Annotated in this window: 13 protein-coding genes and 1 pseudogene; 6 read left to right on the plus strand and 8 right to left on the minus strand. The window is 72.1% G+C overall.

What is annotated here, in order from left to right:
- The first annotated feature begins 1 nt into the window (after position 1).
- Both IG88_RS0126985 and IG88_RS0126990 read left to right on the plus strand, forming a co-directional pair.
- Positions 2 to 1,009, plus strand: a complete 1,008-nt coding sequence (locus IG88_RS0126985) for a pyridoxal-phosphate dependent enzyme (protein WP_051852076.1) — start codon at positions 2 to 4, stop codon at positions 1,007 to 1,009.
- 44 nt (positions 1,010 to 1,053) lie between these two features.
- Positions 1,054 to 1,413, plus strand: a complete 360-nt coding sequence (locus IG88_RS0126990; RefSeq protein ID WP_031046435.1) for a cupin domain-containing protein — start codon at positions 1,054 to 1,056, stop codon at positions 1,411 to 1,413.
- Between the two features lie 131 nt (positions 1,414 to 1,544).
- Here the strand turns inward: IG88_RS0126990 and IG88_RS0126995 are convergent.
- The 8 genes and pseudogenes from IG88_RS0126995 to rhaI all read right to left on the minus strand — a co-directional run.
- A pseudogene (locus IG88_RS0126995) lies at positions 1,545 to 2,645 on the minus strand (FtsX-like permease family protein); the annotation flags it as partial.
- A 3-nt stretch (positions 2,646 to 2,648) separates the two neighbouring features.
- Positions 2,649 to 3,440, minus strand: coding sequence for an ABC transporter ATP-binding protein (locus IG88_RS0127000; RefSeq protein ID WP_037836774.1), 792 nt, complete (start codon positions 3,438 to 3,440; stop codon positions 2,649 to 2,651).
- Positions 3,441 to 3,560: 120 nt separating this feature from the next.
- Positions 3,561 to 4,208 (minus strand): LutC/YkgG family protein, encoded by a 648-nt coding sequence (locus IG88_RS0127005; RefSeq protein WP_031046442.1) that lies wholly within the window; start codon positions 4,206 to 4,208, stop codon positions 3,561 to 3,563.
- Positions 4,205 to 5,683 carry a LutB/LldF family L-lactate oxidation iron-sulfur protein gene (locus IG88_RS0127010; protein ID WP_031046444.1) on the minus strand — a complete coding sequence of 493 codons (1,479 nt, stop codon included), beginning with the start codon at positions 5,681 to 5,683 and terminating at the stop codon, positions 4,205 to 4,207. The genes IG88_RS0127005 and IG88_RS0127010 overlap by 4 nt, the downstream gene beginning before the upstream one ends.
- Positions 5,680 to 6,435, minus strand: a complete 756-nt coding sequence (locus IG88_RS0127015; RefSeq protein ID WP_031046447.1) for a (Fe-S)-binding protein — start codon at positions 6,433 to 6,435, stop codon at positions 5,680 to 5,682. The genes IG88_RS0127010 and IG88_RS0127015 overlap by 4 nt, the downstream gene beginning before the upstream one ends.
- 77 nt (positions 6,436 to 6,512) lie before the next feature.
- A complete protein-coding gene (locus IG88_RS0127020; protein WP_031046450.1) occupies positions 6,513 to 7,967 on the minus strand; it encodes a rhamnulokinase in 1,455 nt (484 codons plus the stop codon).
- A complete protein-coding gene (locus IG88_RS0127025) occupies positions 7,964 to 10,003 on the minus strand; it encodes a bifunctional rhamnulose-1-phosphate aldolase/short-chain dehydrogenase (RefSeq protein ID WP_031046452.1) in 2,040 nt (679 codons plus the stop codon). Before IG88_RS0127025 ends, IG88_RS0127020 begins: the two co-directional genes overlap by 4 nt.
- A 133-nt stretch (positions 10,004 to 10,136) precedes the next feature.
- Positions 10,137 to 11,297: an L-rhamnose isomerase gene (gene rhaI, locus IG88_RS0127030; protein ID WP_031046455.1), complete on the minus strand. Its 1,161-nt coding sequence runs from the start codon at positions 11,295 to 11,297 to the stop codon at positions 10,137 to 10,139.
- A 277-nt stretch (positions 11,298 to 11,574) separates the two neighbouring features.
- Here rhaI and IG88_RS0127035 point away from each other — a divergent pair, with 277 nt between their 5' ends.
- The 4 genes from IG88_RS0127035 to rhaS are packed head-to-tail and all read left to right on the plus strand — an operon-like array spanning position 11,575 to position 16,259.
- Entirely contained in the window at positions 11,575 to 13,092 is a 1,518-nt protein-coding gene (locus tag IG88_RS0127035) for a sugar ABC transporter ATP-binding protein (RefSeq protein ID WP_031046458.1), read from the plus strand.
- Positions 13,089 to 14,129 carry an ABC transporter permease gene (locus IG88_RS0127040; RefSeq protein WP_031046460.1) on the plus strand — a complete coding sequence of 347 codons (1,041 nt, stop codon included), beginning with the start codon at positions 13,089 to 13,091 and terminating at the stop codon, positions 14,127 to 14,129. Before IG88_RS0127035 ends, IG88_RS0127040 begins: the two co-directional genes overlap by 4 nt.
- A complete protein-coding gene (locus IG88_RS0127045) occupies positions 14,122 to 15,135 on the plus strand; it encodes an ABC transporter permease (protein WP_031046462.1) in 1,014 nt (337 codons plus the stop codon). The genes IG88_RS0127040 and IG88_RS0127045 overlap by 8 nt, the downstream gene beginning before the upstream one ends.
- Positions 15,136 to 15,176: 41 nt before the next feature.
- A complete protein-coding gene (rhaS, locus tag IG88_RS0127050) occupies positions 15,177 to 16,259 on the plus strand; it encodes a rhamnose ABC transporter substrate-binding protein (protein ID WP_031046464.1) in 1,083 nt (360 codons plus the stop codon).
- The last annotated feature ends 51 nt before the right edge of the window (positions 16,260 to 16,310 follow it).

Here is a 16,310-nt window from a genome sequence, read left to right on the forward strand (position 1 = left end):
CGTGACACCCACCCCGCCGGTCACTCTCGACGACGTCCGCTCCGCCGCCGCCCGCATCGAGGGGGTCGCCCACCGCACGCCGGTCCTGCGCTCACGCACCCTGGACGCCCTCGTCGGCGCCGAGGTCCACCTCAAGTGCGAGAACCTCCAGCGGGTCGGCGCCTTCAAGTTCCGCGGCGCCTACAACGCGGCCTCCCGCCTCGCGCCGGAGCAGCTCGCCCGGGGCATCGCCGCCTACTCCTCGGGCAACCACGCCCAGGCCGTCGCCCTGGCCGCACGCGAGCTGGGCACCACCGCCGTGATCGTCATGCCGGAGGACGCCCCGCCCTCCAAACGGGACGCCACCGCGGGCTACGGCGCCGAGATCGTCACCTACGACCGCTACACCGGCGACCGCGTGGCGATCGCCGAGGCGCTGGCCGCCGACCGGGGCCTGACCCTGATCCCGCCCTACGAGCACCCGCACGTCATCGCCGGCCAGGGCACCGCCGCCCTCGAACTGGTCGAGGAGACGGGGGAGCTCGACGCGCTGGTCGCACCCGTCGGCGGCGGCGGACTGATCGCCGGGAGCGCCACCGCCGTCAAGGCACTGCATCCCGGCACCCGGGTGATCGGCGTCGAGCCGGAGGCCGGCGACGACACCAGGCGCTCCCTCGCGGCGGGCCGGCGGGTCAGCGTGCCGGTCCCGCGCACCATCGCCGACGGCCAGGCGCTGCCCACCCCCGGCGAGCTGACGTTCTCCCTCAACCGGCGTCTCCTCGACGGTGTCGTGCTGGTCTCCGACGACGAGATCAGGGACGCGATGAGGTTCGCCTTCGAACGCCTCAAGACCGTCCTCGAACCCAGCGGCGCCACCCCACTGGCCGCCCTCCTCGGCGGCCGGATCGACGCCCTGCCCCGCCGCGTCGGCGTGATCCTCTCCGGCGGCAACGTGGACGCCACCCGCTTCGCCGAACTCTGCGGCACGCCTCGCCGGGACCGCGCGCCCCGGATGGCGCCGCCGAGTTGACAGGCGGACGATGGAGTGGTGGAGCCAGGGAAAGGAGGAGCGCCATGCTGGAGGCAAAGACGCTCGACAAGCCGGACGAGCGGCGCGACTTCCCGCGCGGCCACATCGAGGCCGTCCACATGGAAGGACTCGACTTCGCCGTCGCCACCTTCGAACCGGGCTGGCGCTGGTCGGAGTCCGTGGCGCCGATCGCCGGCACCGACAGTTGCATGATCCACCACAACTGCTACGTCGTGGAGGGACGCATGCACGTCCGCATGGACGACGGCACCGAGAGCGAGGTGGGCCCCGGTGACGTCTTCGTCTGCTCGCCCGGCCACGACGCATGGGTCGTGGGCGACGGACCGTGCGTCGTGTACGACTTCGCGGGCAGCATGGCGAAGGAGTACGCCAAGGCCGACTGACGCGGCGACCGGCCGGTGACGGGGGAGGCGGCGACCACCACGGTGGTCCGCACCGACGCGGTGCTGCCGGACCAGTTCCTCGGTGTGTGGCTCGCGATGGTGTCGGTGTCGGCCGCGGCGACGCTGGGGACGAGCCTGACCACCGTGCCCTCGGCGGCCACCACACCCAGCACCTGTCCCGGCGTCGCACCCGCCAGCCGCTGTTGACCGAATTCACGCGCGCGGTACGTCGTCGCCGCGTACAACGAGTTGACCAGCATCACGCAGACGAACACCGCGATGATGCCGACCACCGTGAGGTTGAGCGTCTCCAGGTTCTTGGCGTCGACCGACTTCACCAGCCCCGAGGCCTTCACCGCGTCGCTCTCCACCGCCTGCATCGTGACCGTCGCCGTCGACACGGCGGTGAACATGACCAGCGACACCAGGGTCCCGCCCAGATGGTCCGTCCGGGCACGCAGGTTGCGCACGGCCAGCCAGCCGCTCGCACCGCTCAGCGGCAGCCGGTCCAGCACCCCCTTCAACAGCCGCGGCGACAGCAGCGCGAAACCCGCCGACAGCAGGATCGCCCCGTAGGCCGGCGCCGCCATCAGCGCCTCGTTCGTCGCCGAGAACAGGAAGGTGGAGCAGGCCCCCGCGGCCCCGCCGGCCAGCGCCGCGTACGCCAGGAACCGCTTCGCCCCGGTCCGCTCCCGGCGACCCCGCGCCAGACGCCGTACCGCCAGGAACGCCGCGCCCGCCGAGGCGAGCAGGGTGACGGCCACGCCGCTCATCAGGGCGACGGGCCCGAAGGAGTAGTCCACGGACCGCGCCACCTGGCCGCCGTCCTGGAACATCCCCAGCAGCGCCCGCCCGCCGAGCATCGCCGGCCCGATCGCCGCGACCGCGCCGACGAGGGCCACGACCGCCGCCTCGCCCACCACCATCCGCCTGAGCTGCGCGGGTGTCGCACCCGAGCAGCGCAGCAGCTCCAGCTCGGCGGTGCGCTGACGCACGTTGACCGTCAGCGTCGAGGCCACCGCGAAGAACACCAGCAGGGTCCCGTAGCCGCCCACGACCCCCGCCGCCGTGCCCAGCGTCTCGGAACTGACCGGGTCGACGCCGCCCTGCCCGGCCGTGTCGTGCATCGAGTTGAACGTCATGATGACCGCCGCCCCCAGAAAGGCCGACAGCAGCGTCGCCAGGAAGCGTCCGGGACGTCGCCGGATCGACCGGAGTGCCAGTGTGAACACCGCTCACACCCCCACCGGCATGCCGTCGCCCAGGTGCGCGAGCCGCTCCGCGACCGCGTCCGGGCTCGGCGACTCCATCCGCCCCGCCAGCCGGCCGTCGGCGAGGAAGACCACCGAGTCGGCGTACGACGCGGCGACCGGGTCGTGCGTCACCATCACCACCGTCCGGCCGTGCACCCGCACCGCCTCCTGGAGCAGGAGCAGCACCTGCCGCGCGCTGCGCGTGTCCAGCGCGCCCGTCGGCTCGTCCGCGAAGATCACCCGCGGTTCGGTGACCAGCGCCCGCGCGATCGCCACCCGCTGCCGCTGACCGCCCGAGAGCTGGTCGGGCAGGTGGCCGAGCCGGTCCCCGAGACCGACCGACGTCAGGATCTCCCGTGCCCGGTCCCGGTCGACGCGCCGCCCGGCCAGCTTCAGCGGCAGCACCGTGTTCTGCGCGACGGTCAGCGTCTCCAGCAGGTTGTACTGCTGGAACACGAACCCGACCCGGCCGCGCCGGAACCTGGTCAGCTCCGCCTCGCCGCTCCCCGTCAGCTCCTTGCCGTCCACGCACACGATGCCGCCGTCAGGCCGGTCGAGGCCCGCCGCGCACTGGAGCAGCGTGGACTTGCCCGAACCCGACGGCCCCATCACCGCCGTGAAGGTGCCGCGCGCGAGGCTCAGCGTCACCCCGTCCAGCGCCGTCACGGCGTTCTCCGCCGAGCCGTAGGTCCGCCTCACCTTGACGAGCCGGAGGGCCTCGGGGGAGGGGCCCGGCCGCCGCGTGTCCCGCGCTCCGGAACGAAGCATCGTCATCACCTTCCGTACGGCCCGCCCTGTGCGGTGCCTCGTGGAAGACGCTACGGAGAGCGGGGCGGCGCCACACTGGGTGCAGGGCCCGTGTCGGAGGGTGTACCCAGTGACACCCCGGCGGTGCTAGGAGCCGCTCACCAGCACCACCTCCAGGGTGCGCGGGCCGTGCACCCCCTCCACCCGGTCCAGTTCGATGTCACTGGTCGCGGAGGGCCCGGAGATCCACGTCAACGGGCGGGCGGGATCGAGGCGTTCGAGGGCCTGGGCGACCGACGACACCACCTGGTCCGGCACGCGCACGACGCAGACGTGGTGGTCCGGGACCAGGGTGATGCGGCGGCGGCCCTGGTCGGGGGAGCCGTCCAGGACGATCGTGCCGGTCTCGGCGACGGCCACCGCGCAGCCGGTGACGACACTGTCGACCCGGTCGAGCTCCTGCGGGGTGTTCGCCACGCGGTCGTGGACGCGGGTCGCGTCGACCGCCTTCAGCCAGCCGGCCGGCAGCCCCGGGGGCACCACCACGGTCCGCGACCCGTGCGCCGACAGGAGACGGGCGAGCAGCCCGGGCAACTCCCCCTCCGTGCACCGGTGCACGGCCGCCCGGTAGTCCGCCAGGTTCTCGGCGAGCAGGTCCACCGTCTGCGCGACGGACCGCTGCCCGTGCTCGCGCAGATAGTCCCGGGCGACGGCCTCCTCGTAGGGCCCCGCGTCGGCAGGCACGTCCGCCAGCGCCCGCCGTACCCGCCCCAGAACGCGTTCCCTGCTGCTCACTTCGCCCCGTCCCTTCCGCCGTGCGTGCGCTGCCACCAGTCCCGGAACGGCTCCGCGGGCACCGCCGGGAGGTCCCGGGTGCCGCTCCACGCCCGGCCGGGACCGGGCAGCGTGCGCGGATGCAGGCGCCGGGTGCGCGAGGCGAGGCGCTGCCCGGTGCGCAGCGCGCCCGGGTGGGTGAACGCCCACTGTGCAGCCCGCATCGCCGCCCGCTCGGCGGCATGCCCCTTGGCCGGCTTGAGCACCACCCGGTTGCCGCCCCGGACGGCCGGGCCGCCCTGCACGACCCGCTCGCGCAGGTGCACCAGCACCTCGGGGATGTCGATGGCGACCGGGCACACCTCGTAGCAGGCCCCGCACAGCGAGGACGCGTACGGCAGCGAGGCGTCGATCTCGCTGCCGGTGCCCCGCAGTTGGGGGCTGAGGATCGCGCCGATCGGGCCCGGGTACACCGAGCCGTAGGCGTGGCCGCCCGCCCGCTCGTACACCGGGCAGACGTTCAGGCAGGCCGAGCAGCGGATGCAGCGCAGCGCCTGGCGGCCGACCTCGTCGGCGAGGGTGTCGGTGCGGCCGTTGTCCAGCAGGACCAGGTGGAAGGTGCGCGGGCCGTCCTCGTCGGTGGTGCCGGTCCACATGGACGTGTACGGGTTCATCCGCTCGGCCGTCGAGGAGCGGGGGAGGGTCTGCAGGAAGACCTCCAGGTCCTGCCACCTCGGCACGATCTTCTCGATGCCGACGACCGAGATCAGCGTCTCGGGCAGGGTGAGGCACATCCGTCCGTTGCCCTCGGACTCCACGACCACGAGCGTGCCGGTCTCGGCGACCACGAAGTTGGCACCGGAGATGCCGACCTTGGCCCGCAGGAACTTCTCCCGCAGGTGCAGCCGGGCCGCCTCCGCCAGTTCGGCGGGCGTGTCCGTCAGGTTCTCGGGCGCGGGACGGCCCCACCCGCTCATCTCGGAGCGGAAGATGTCCCGGATCTCGCCCCGGTTGCGGTGGATGGCGGGCACCAGGATGTGCGAGGGCCGGTCGTTGCCCAACTGCACGATCAGCTCCGCGAGATCGGTCTCGTAGGCGTGGATGCCCCGGGCCTGGAGCGCCTCGTTGAGCGCGATCTCCTGCGTCGCCATCGACTTGACCTTGACGACCTCCGACTCGCCGGTCTCCTCGACCAGCCGGGCGACGATCTCGTTCGCCTCGTCCGCGTCGGCCGCCCAGTGCACCGTGCCGCCGGCGGCGGTGACCGCCTCCTCCACCTGCACCAGGTACCGGTCGAGATGGCGCAGCGTGTGGTCCTTGATCTGCTTCCCCGCCTCGCGCAGCGCCGCCCAGTCGTCCAGCTCGGCGACCGCGCGTGCCCGCTTGTCCCGGATGGTGTGGGTGGCGTGGCGCAGGTTGCCGCGCAGCGTCGTGTCGCGCACCGCCTCCCGTGCCGCCCGCGGAAAGGCCGGCATCCCGACGAAGGTCCCGCTCATGCGGCCACCGCCTCCCCGGTGCTCGCCAGGATCTCCGCGATGTGCACCGGCCGCATGCCCGTGCGCAGCCGCGCCATGGTGCCGCCGATGTGCATCAGGCAGGAGTTGTCGGCCGCGCACAGCACGTCCGCGCCGGTGGACTCTGCGTTGCGCACCTTGTCCGCGCCCATCGCCGCCGACACGTCGGAGTTCTTCACGGCGAAGGTGCCGCCGAAACCGCAGCACTCCTCGGCGCCCGGCAGTTCCACCAGTTCCAGCCCCGCCACCGCCTCCAGCAGCCGCCGCGGCCGGTCGCCCAGGCCCAGGCTCCGCAGTCCGTGGCAGGTCGGGTGGTACGTCACCGTGTGCGGGTAGTACGCCCCCACGTCGGTCACCCCGAGCACGTCCACGAGGAACTCCGTCAGCTCGTACGTCTTGGGCACCACCGGCGCCAGCACGGCCGCGAGCGCGTCCCCGCGCCCCTCCGCCCGCGCCCGCTCGCCCATGCGCGGGTACAGCTCCCGCACCATCGCACCGCAGGAGCCCGACGGGGTCACGATCGCGTCGTAGCCCGCGAACACGTCGGCGAAGTGCCGGGCCAGCGGCTCGGCCTCGTGCCGGTAACCGGTGTTGTAGTGCGCCTGACCGCAACACGTCTGGGCCATCGGGAAGTCGACCTCGACGCCGAGCCTGGTGAGCAGCTTCACCACGGCGCGGCCGGTGTCCGGATAGAGCGTGTCGTTGACGCAGGTCAGGAACAGGGCGACACGCATCGCGGCTCCTTGTGGTTCGGTCATCGGATGAATGATGAGTGCAGGCTAGTCGGCCGACCGGACGGGGGAGCCCCGGTTCACCGGTCGGCGAGTCGGGCCTCGGCCGCCCGCCAGCGCGCCGTGCCGCCGCGCGGTTCGTAGCGGGTGGGCGACTGGGTGCGGGCCAGCAGCCGGCGCATCCCGCCGAGGTCGCCGACCAGGCCTTGGGCGCGGGCCTGCACGAGGACGTTGCCCAGCGCGGCGGCCTCCGTCGGCCCCGCCACCACCGGCAGCCCGCAGGCGTCGGCCGTCAACTGGCACAGCAGCGCGTTGCGGGTGCCGCCGCCGACCACGTGCACCACGTCGACGGGGTGACCGGCCAGCCGCTGGGCGTCCGTCACGGCCCTGCGGTGGGCCAGCGCCAGCGAGTCGAGGATGCACCGGGTCACCTCCGCGGGTGTCGCGGGCACCGGCTGGCCCGAGGCGCGGCACGCCTCGGCGATCCGCTCCGGCATCCGCCCGGGCGCCAGGAACGCCGCGTCCCCCGCGTCGACCACCGACCGCAGCGCCGGCACCCGCGCCGCCCGGTCCAGCAGCCCGCCCAGGTCCGGGTCGCCCCAGGCCCGTACGCACTCCTGGAGCAGCCACAGACCCATGATGTTGCGCAGGTAGCGGACCGTGCCGTCCAGACCGAGTTCGTTGGTGAAGTTGGCGGCCCGGCTCTCCTCCGTCAGCACCGGAGAGGTCAGTTCCAGCCCGGCCAGTGACCAGGTCCCGGTGCAGATGTAGGCGAACCGCTCGTCCACGGCCGGAACGGCGGCCACCGCGGAGGCGGTGTCGTGCGAACCGACCGCCGTCACCGGCACCGGACCCGTCAGACCCGTCTCCTCCAGCACCTCGGGCCGCAGCAGGCCGGCCGGGTCGCCGGGCCGGCGCAGGGGCGCGAACAGGCCGAGGTCGATCCCCAGCCGGTCCGCGACCTCGCGCGACCAGTCCCGGGTACGGGGGTCGACGAGCTGGGTGGTGGAGGCGTTGGTCAGCTCCGTGCCCTGCTCGCCGGTCAGCCAGTACGTCAGCAGGTCCGGGACGAGCAACAGCCGCCGGGCCGCCGCGAACTGGGCCGTGTCCCGGGCGGCGACGAGCTGGTACAGGGTGTTGAAGGGCGCGTACTGCAGCCCGGTCGCCGCGTACAGCTCCCCGGCGGGCAGCGAGGCCCACACCTGCTCCGCGACGCCCTCGGTGCGGGCGTCGCGGTAGTGCACGGGGTTGCCGAGCAGGGCCCCGTCCGCGTCCAGCAGGCCGTAGTCGACGGCCCAGCTGTCCACGCCCACCGAGTCCACCGGCCCGGCCGCCCGCAGCCCGTCCAGCACACCGGCGTAGAGCGCGAGGACGTCCCAGCGCAGGCCCTCGGGGGTGCGGACGGGCCGGTTGGGGAAGCGGTGCGCCTCGGTCAGCTCCAGCCGGCCGGGGCCGACGCGGCCGACCATGACGCGCCCGCTGGACGCGCCGAGGTCGACCGCGGCGTACGACCCGGAGTCCACGGCGGTCCTCATCGCAGGAACGCGGCGGCGACGCCGGCGTCGACCGGGACGTGCAGACCGGTGGTGTGGGTCAGGTCGCCCCCGGTCAGCGCGAACACGGCGTTCGCGACGTGCTCGGGCAGCACCTCGCGCTTGAGCAGCGTCCGCTGGGCGTAGAACTCGCCCAGCTTCTCCTCCGGCACCCCGTACACCGCGGCGCGCTTGGCGCCCCAGCCGCCCGCGAAGATCCCGGAACCGCGCACCACGCCGTCGGGGTTGACGCCGTTGACGCGGATGCCGTGCTCGCCCAGCTCGGCGGCGAGCAGGCGCACCTGGTGGGCCTGGTCGGCCTTGGTGGCGGAGTAGGCGATGTTGTTCGGGCCGGCGAAGACGGCGTTCTTCGACGCGATGTAGACGATGTCGCCGCCCAGTTGCTGCGCGGTCATCACCCGGGCCGCCTCGCGCGAGACGAGGAAGGAGCCCCGGGCCATGATGTCGTGCTGGAGGTCCCAGTCCTTTGCCGTGGTCTCCAGCAGCGGCTTCGAGATGGAGATCCCCGCGTTGTTGACCACCAGGTCGACCCCGCCGAAGGCGAGCACGGCGGCCTTGAAGGCGTCGGCGATCTGCTCCTCGGAGGTGACGTCCACGGTCACGGCGACGGCCTTGTCGTCCCCGCCCAGCTCCCCGGCGACCTCGGCCGCGTTCTCGGCGTTCAGGTCGGCGACGACGACGCACGCGCCCTCGTCGGCCAGCCGGCGCGCGATCGCCCTGCCGATCCCGCTGCCCGCGCCGGTGACGAGGGCGACGCGGGTGGCCAGCGGCTTGGGCTTCGGCATCCGCCGGAGCTTGGCCTCCTCCAGCGCCCAGTACTCGATGCGGAACTTCTCCGACTCCTCGATCGGCGCGTAGGTCGACACCGCCTCGGCACCGCGCATCACGTTGATCGCGTTGACGTAGAACTCGCCGGCCACGCGCGCCGTCTGCTTGTCCTTGCCGAAGCTGAACATGCCCACGCCCGGCACCAGCACGATCGCCGGGTCCGCGCCGCGCATGGCGGGGGAGTCCGGCTCGGCGTGCCGCTCGTAGTACGCGGCGTACTCCTCGCGGTAGGCCGCGTGCAGCTCCTTGAGGCGGGCGACGGCCTCGTCCAGCGGCGCGGTCGGCGCCACGTCCAGGACCAGCGGCCGCACCTTCGTGCGCAGGAAGTGGTCCGGGCAGGAGGTGCCGAGCGCGGCGAGCCGCGGGTGTTCGGCGCGTGCCAGGAAGTCGAGGACGACCTCCGCGTCCGTGAAGTGCCCGACCTGAGCCCGGTCCTGCGAGGCCAGACCACGCACGTACGGCGCCAGCGCCGCCGCCCGCTCCCGCCGCTCGGCCTCGGGCAGCGCCTCGTACCCCTCGATCACCGGACCGAACGGCTCGGCCTTGCCGCGCTCGGCCAGGAACGCCTCGGCGGTGCGGATGATGTGCAGCGAGTTGCGCTCGCACTCCTCGGAGGTGTCGCCCCAGGCGGTGATGCCGTGCCCGCCCAGGACACAGCCGATCGCCTGCGGGTTGGCCTCCTTGACGGCCGCGATGTCCAGCCCGAGCTGGAACCCGGGCCGCCGCCACGGCACCCACACCACGGTGTCGCCGAAGCACTCGGCGGTCAGCTTCTCCCCGTCGGCGGCGCACGCCAGCGCGATCCCCGAGTCGGGGTGGAGGTGGTCGACGTGGGCGGCCTCGACCAGGCCGTGCATCGCCGTGTCGATCGAGGGCGCGGCACCGCCCTTGCCGTGCAGGCAGTAGTCGAAGGCGGCGACCATCTCGTCCTCGCGCCCGACGCCCGGGTAGACGTCCTTGAGCGCCCGCATCCGGTCCAGCCGCAGCACGGCGAGCCCCGCCCCGGTGAGTGTGCCGAGGTCCCCGCCGGACCCCTTGACCCACATCAGCTCCACCTCACCCCCGGTGACGGGGTCGGTCGCGGTGCCCTTGGCGGAGGCGTTGCCGCCGGCGTAGTTGGTGTTGCGCGGATCGGCGCCGAGCCGATGGGAACGGGCCAGGAGGGCATCGGCCGCAGGATGGGTCGCCATGTCTCTTCAGTCCTTCTTGAACGAGGGTTGACTTCTCAGGGGCGCGGGGCTGCATCCGTGTACGGCTTCGCCGCGCGGGCGCGACCAGTCGCACACGGCCCGCAGCCCGCGAACAACAGAACCCGGCAGGTGCTCACGCCCCCCACCCGGCCTGCTGCCCACCAACCCGCTCGGCGACGACCTTCTCGCCCCAACCGGACGCCCGGTACGCCCGCAGGGGCTCGGGGTCCAGCCCCGACTCCTCCCGCACCTCCCGGAGAAGCGGACGCACGTCCGTGGCGTACGCGTCCATCAGCACCGCGTTGGCCTCCAGAACGTCCCCCGCGGCCTGTGCCTCGGCCAGGGCCGAACCGTCGACCAGCAGCGCCTTGGCCGTGGCCTCCTGCACGTTCATGACCGACCGGATGATCGCCGGGATCTTCGCCTCGATGTTGTGGCACTGGTCGAGCATGAACGCCACGTCGGAGGTGAACCCGCCCCCGCGCACCACCTCGTACATGATGCGGAAGAGCTGGAACGGGTCGGCCGCCCCGACCATCAGGTCGTCGTCCGCGTAGAAGCGCGAGTTGAAGTCGAACCCGCCGAGCTTCCCCTCCCGCAGCAGCGTCGCCACGATGAACTCGATGTTGGTGCCGGGGGCGTGGTGTCCGGTGTCGACCACGACCTGCGCCTTGTCGCCCAGCTTCAGGCAGTGGGCGTACGCCGTGCCCCAGTCCGGCACGTCGGTCGTGTAGAACGCCGGCTCGAAGAGCTTGTACTCCAGGAGCATCCGCTGCCCCTCGCCGAGCCGCTCGTACACCTCGGCCAGCCCCTCGGTCAGCCGGTCCTGCCGGGAACGGATGTCGTCCTGCCCGGGGTAGTTGGTGCCGTCGGCGAACCACAGTTTCAGGTCGCGCGACCCGGTTGCGTCCATGATGTCGACGCACTCCAGCAGGTGGTCGACGGCCTTGCGGCGCACCGCGGCGTCGGGGTGGCAGATGCTGCCCAGCTTGTAGTCGTCGTCCTGGAAGGTGTTGGAGTTGATCGCGCCGATCCGCACGCCCCGCTTCTCGGCGTGCGCCGCCAGCGCGGCGTAGTCCTCGACCCGGTCCCAGGGGATGTGCAGGGCCACGGTCGGGGCCACGCCGGTGAACTCGTGCACCTTGGCCGCGTCGTCCAGCTTCTCGAACGGGTCGCGCGGAACGCCGGCCTGGGCGAACACCTTGAAGCGGGTGCCCGAGTTGCCGTACGCCCACGACGGCGTCTCGACGGACTGGGTCTTGAGCGCGGCCTTCACCGCGGCGAGCTCGGTCACTTCGGCGCTCCTGTGGCATCGGGTCGTGGCCCGCTGTGAGCACGACCATGGATGAAACGATTCAGAACGCGAAGTTATGAGCCCCTTGAAGGGGTGTCAACCCTTCGCGCGGCTCCGGTACTCCGTGACTCCGTCGTGACCTTTGGAGATCGAAATTTTTTCGACCCGGAACCATTGACGTGACATACCCTCGCTGCCTAACGTCCCCGGCAACCGAGTTGAAACCTTTCACGACGCCGTGAGGGCCGTCCCGCCGGCGTCGTCGAGGAGCCCCCAAATGACCCACCCGTCCGACACGGGTCCGGCCCCGGTCCTGGCGCTCAAGGACGTCTCCAAGTCCTTCGGCGCGGTCCGTGCGCTGCGGGACGTCTCCCTGGAGCTGTTCCCCGGCGAGGTGCACGCCCTCGCCGGCGAGAACGGCGCCGGAAAGTCGACCCTCATCAAGACGCTGGCCGGTGTGCACCGGCCGGACGCCGGCCAGGTGCTGCTCGACGGCGCACCGGTCGCCTTCCACGGTCCCGGCGACGCCCGCGACGCCGGCATCGCAGTGATCTACCAGGAGCCCACCCTCTTCCCCGACCTGTCGATCGCCGAGAACATCTTCATGGGCCGCCAGCCGCGCCGCGCCCTCGGCCGCATCGACCACAAGGCCACCCGTGCCGCCACCGCCGAACTGATGCTGCGCCTGGGCGTCGAGCTCGACCCCGACCGGCCCGCGCGCGGCCTGTCCATCGCGGACCAGCAGATCGTCGAGATCGCCAAGGCGCTCTCCTTCGACGCCCGCGTGCTCATCATGGACGAGCCGACCGCCGCCCTCACCGGCAGCGAGGTGGCCCGCCTCTTCGGCGTGGTGCGCACCCTGCGCGACCAGGGCGCCGCGGTGCTGTTCATCTCCCACCGCCTGGAGGAGATCTTCGGCATCTGCACGCGGGTCACCGCCCTGCGCGACGGGGCCTGGATCGCCAGCGAGCCCCTGGAGGGCATGACCGAGGACGACCTGGTGCGCCGCATGGTCGGCCGCGACCTCGACGAGCTGTACCCCAAGCAGGAGGTCGCGCCCGGCGAGACCGCCCTGAGTGTGCGCAGGCTGACCCGCGAGGGCGTCTTCACCGACGTCTCCTTCGAGGTGCGGCGCGGCGAGATCGTCGCGCTGGCCGGACTGGTCGGCGCCGGACGCACCGAGGTCGCCCGGGCCGTCTTCGGCGTCGACCGCTGGGACGCCGGGGAGGTCGAGGTCGACGGGAAGCCGCTCGTCAACGGCGCCCCCTCCACCGCGATGGCCGCCGGGCTCGCCCTCGTCCCGGAGGACCGCCGCGCCCAGGGGCTCGTGATGGACATGTCCATCGAGCGCAACATCGGCCTCACCGGCCTGCGCACGACGGTCCGGGCCGGGCTCGTGGACCGCGGCGCCGAGCGCAGCCGTTCGCTGGACTGGGCCGTCAAGCTCCAGGTCAAGTACGCCCGGATCGCGGACACCGTCGCCACCCTCTCGGGCGGCAACCAGCAGAAGGTCGTCCTGGCCAAGTGGCTGGCCACCGGCCCCAAGGTGCTGATCGTCGACGAGCCCACCCGCGGCATCGACGTCGGCACCAAGGCCGAGGTGCACCGGCTGCTGAGCCAACTCGCCGCCGACGGCGTGGCCGTCCTGATGATCTCCTCCGACCTGCCCGAGGTCCTCGGCATGGCCGACCGCGTCCTGGTGATGCACGAGGGACGCCTGACCGCCGAGATATCCCGCACCGACGCCACCGAGGAGACCGTGATGGCCGCAGCCACGGGGAGGGCCGCCGCATGACGGTCACCACACCCGAGAAGGCCCCCGCGGCCGACGTGCCGGGGACCGGCGCCACCCGGCTGGTGGACCGCATCTTCAAGGTGCGCGAACTGGCCATCCTGCTCGTCTTCCTGGTGATGATCGCCCTCACCCAGGCGGGCAACAGCGAGTTCCTGTCCGAACAGGGCATCAAGGACCTGCTGCTCAACGCGACCATCCTGGTCCTGGTCGCCACCGGACAGTCCCTGGTCGTCATCACCCGCAACGTCGACCTGTCCGTCGGCTCCACCCTCGGCATCAGCGCCTTCGCCGCCGGGATCTACCTCCAGGACGGCGGCAACCCCGTCGTGGCCGTGCTGCTCGCCGTACTCATGGGCGTCGGCTTCGGGCTCCTCAACGGCCTGCTGGTCAGCCTCGGCCAGGTGCCCGCCCTGGTGGTCACCCTGGGCACCCTCTACATCATCCGCGGCATCGACTCCATCTGGGTCGGCTCCAGGCAGATCACCGCGGCCGACCTGCCCGGCGGCTTCGTCGACTTCGGCTCCGGCGGCATCTCCGCCGTGCCCTGGCTGGCACTGATCGCACTGGCGGTGCTCGTCGCCACCGCCTACTACCTCAAGCAGTTCGGCAGCGGACGCGAGCTGTACGCGCTCGGCTCCAATCCCGAGGCCGCCCGGCTGGCCGGCATCCCCGTGCGCAAGCGGATCCTGGCCGCCTACACCTTCTGCGGCGCCCTCGCCGGACTGGCCGGCGCCCTCTACCTCGCCCGGTTCGGCAACGTCGACTCCGGCACCGGCAACGGCTACGAACTGACCGTCGTCAGCGCCGTGGTGGTCGGCGGCGTCGTCTTCACCGGCGGCTCCGGCAGCGTCTACGGCGCGGCCCTCGGCGCGCTGCTGCTGACCTCCATCAACAGCGTGCTGCCCGCCCTCGGCGTCAGCTCCGTGTGGGTGCTGGCCATCAACGGCATCCTGCTCATCCTGGCCATCGCCGTCGACCGGATCGTCGCCCTGCGCGTGGCCGACGCCCTGAAGAAGAGGAACGCCCGCCATGGCTGACACCTCCCTGACGCGCGCCGTCCGCTGGGACACCGTGGTGGGCGCCCTCCTCGTGGTCGTCCTGCTGCTCTCCTTCGGCTTCGTCGACGGCTTCGGCAACTCCCTCAACCTGTCCTTCCTCATCGGCAACACCCTGCCGATCGCGCTCATCGCCCTGCCGATGACCCTGCTGGTCGTCTCCGGCGAGATCGACCTGTCGGTCGCCTCCACCGCGGGCCTGTCGGGCGCGGTGATGGGCGCCCTGTGGAACCAGGGCATGACCATCGAGACGATCATCCCGATCTGCCTGCTGCTCGGCGTGGTCTGCGGTCTGGTCAACGGTCTGCTGGTCACCCGGCTCGGGCTGCCCTCCCTCGCCGTCACCATCGGCACCATGGCCGCCTACCGCGGCATCGCGCAGATCGTGCTCGGCTCCGACGCGGTGACCGACTTCCCCGCGCAGTACCTGGACTTCGCGGCCGGACGCATCGACGGCACCTTCGTGCCGTACGCCTTCCTGCCCTTCCTCGTGCTGCTGGCCCTCGCCGTCCTCGCCCTGCACGCCATGCCGTTCGGCCGGGCGCTGTTCGCCATCGGGGCCAGCGAGGAGGCCGCCCGCTTCGCCGGCATCCGGGTCAAGCGGCAGAAGCTGATCCTGTTCACGCTGACCGGCCTGATGTCCGCCCTGACCGGCGTCTTCTGGGCCCTGCACTACGCCAGCGCGCGCTACGACAACGCGACCGGACTGGAACTGTCCGTCGTCGCCGCCGTACTGCTGGGCGGCATCGACTTCGACGGCGGCAAGGGCACCCTCGGCGGGGCGATCGCCGGCGTGTTCCTGCTCGGCGCGCTGCAGAACGTGATGAGCCTCCAGGACGTCTCCGCGCAGTCCCAGATCGTCGTCACCGGCGTCCTGCTCGTCCTGTCCGTCCTCGGCCCCCGGGTCGCACGGCAGGTCTCCCTCGCGAGGGCCGGACGCAGGGCAGCAGCGCCGCCCCCGTCCAAGGCGCCCGCCCCCACCCCGTAACCCTGTTCACCGGCTCCGTCCACCCTCAGAAGGAACCCACCATGCGCAAGTCGTCCATCCGCCGCACCTGCGCGGCGCTCGCCGCCGTCACCTCCCTCGCCCTGGCGGCCACCGCCTGCGGCGGCACCACGAAGGAGGACGTCAAGGACGAGGGCGGCAAGGCCGCCGCGGCGGGCAAGGCCGACCCGAACGCCGAGACGAAGAAGGGGCTGACCGTCGGCTTCCTGCCCAAGCAGGTCAACAACCCCTACTTCACCGTCGCCGACAAGGGCGGCGAGAAGGCCCTCAAGGAGCTGGGCTCCAGCTACAAGGAGGTCGGCACCTCCAGCGGCACCGACACCGCCGGCCAGGTCTCCTACGTCAACACGCTCACCCAGCAGCAGGTCGACGCCATGGCCGTCTCCGCGCAGGACCCGGGCGCGCTGTGCACCGCGCTCAAGCAGGCCATGAAGAACGACATCAAGATCGTCACCTACGACTCCGACACCAACCCCGACTGCCGCAACGCCTTCATCTCCCAGGCGTCCGCCGACGACATCGGCCGCACCCAGGTGCAGCAGATGGCCGAGCAGATCGGCAACAAGGGCGAGATCGCGATCCTGTCCGCCGCGCAGACCGCGACGAACCAGAACGCCTGGATCGAGATCATGAAGGACGAGCTGAAGGACCCGAAGTACAAGGACGTCAAGCTGGTCAAGGTCGCCTACGGCGACGACGACGCCCAGAAGTCCTTCCAGCAGACCCAGGGCCTGCTCCAGGAGCACCCGAACCTGAAGGGGATCATCTCCCCGACCACCGTCGGCATCAAGGCCGCCGCCCAGTACCTGTCCGGCTCCAAGTACAAGGGCAAGGTCAAGCTGACCGGCCTCGGCACCCCCAACGACATGCGCAAGTACGTCAAGAACGGCACCGTCGAGGCGTTCGAGCTGTGGGACCCGGCCAAGCTCGGCGAGCTGGCCGCGCGCACCGCCGTCGCCCTGGCCTCCGGGCAGATCACCGGCAAGGAGGGCGAGACCTTCAAGGCCGGTGCCATGGGCGAGTACACCATCGGCAAGGACGGCGTGATCGACCTCGGCAAGCCGACCGTGTTCACGGCCGACAACGTCGACCAGTTCAACTTCTAGTCCCCACCCGTCGTCCGTCCCCCATCCTTCGTACAGTCGTTACCTTTCGTA

It is taken from the genome of Streptomyces sp. NRRL F-5650, assembly GCF_000721365.1.
Classification (GTDB): domain Bacteria; phylum Actinomycetota; class Actinomycetes; order Streptomycetales; family Streptomycetaceae; genus Streptomyces; species Streptomyces ardesiacus.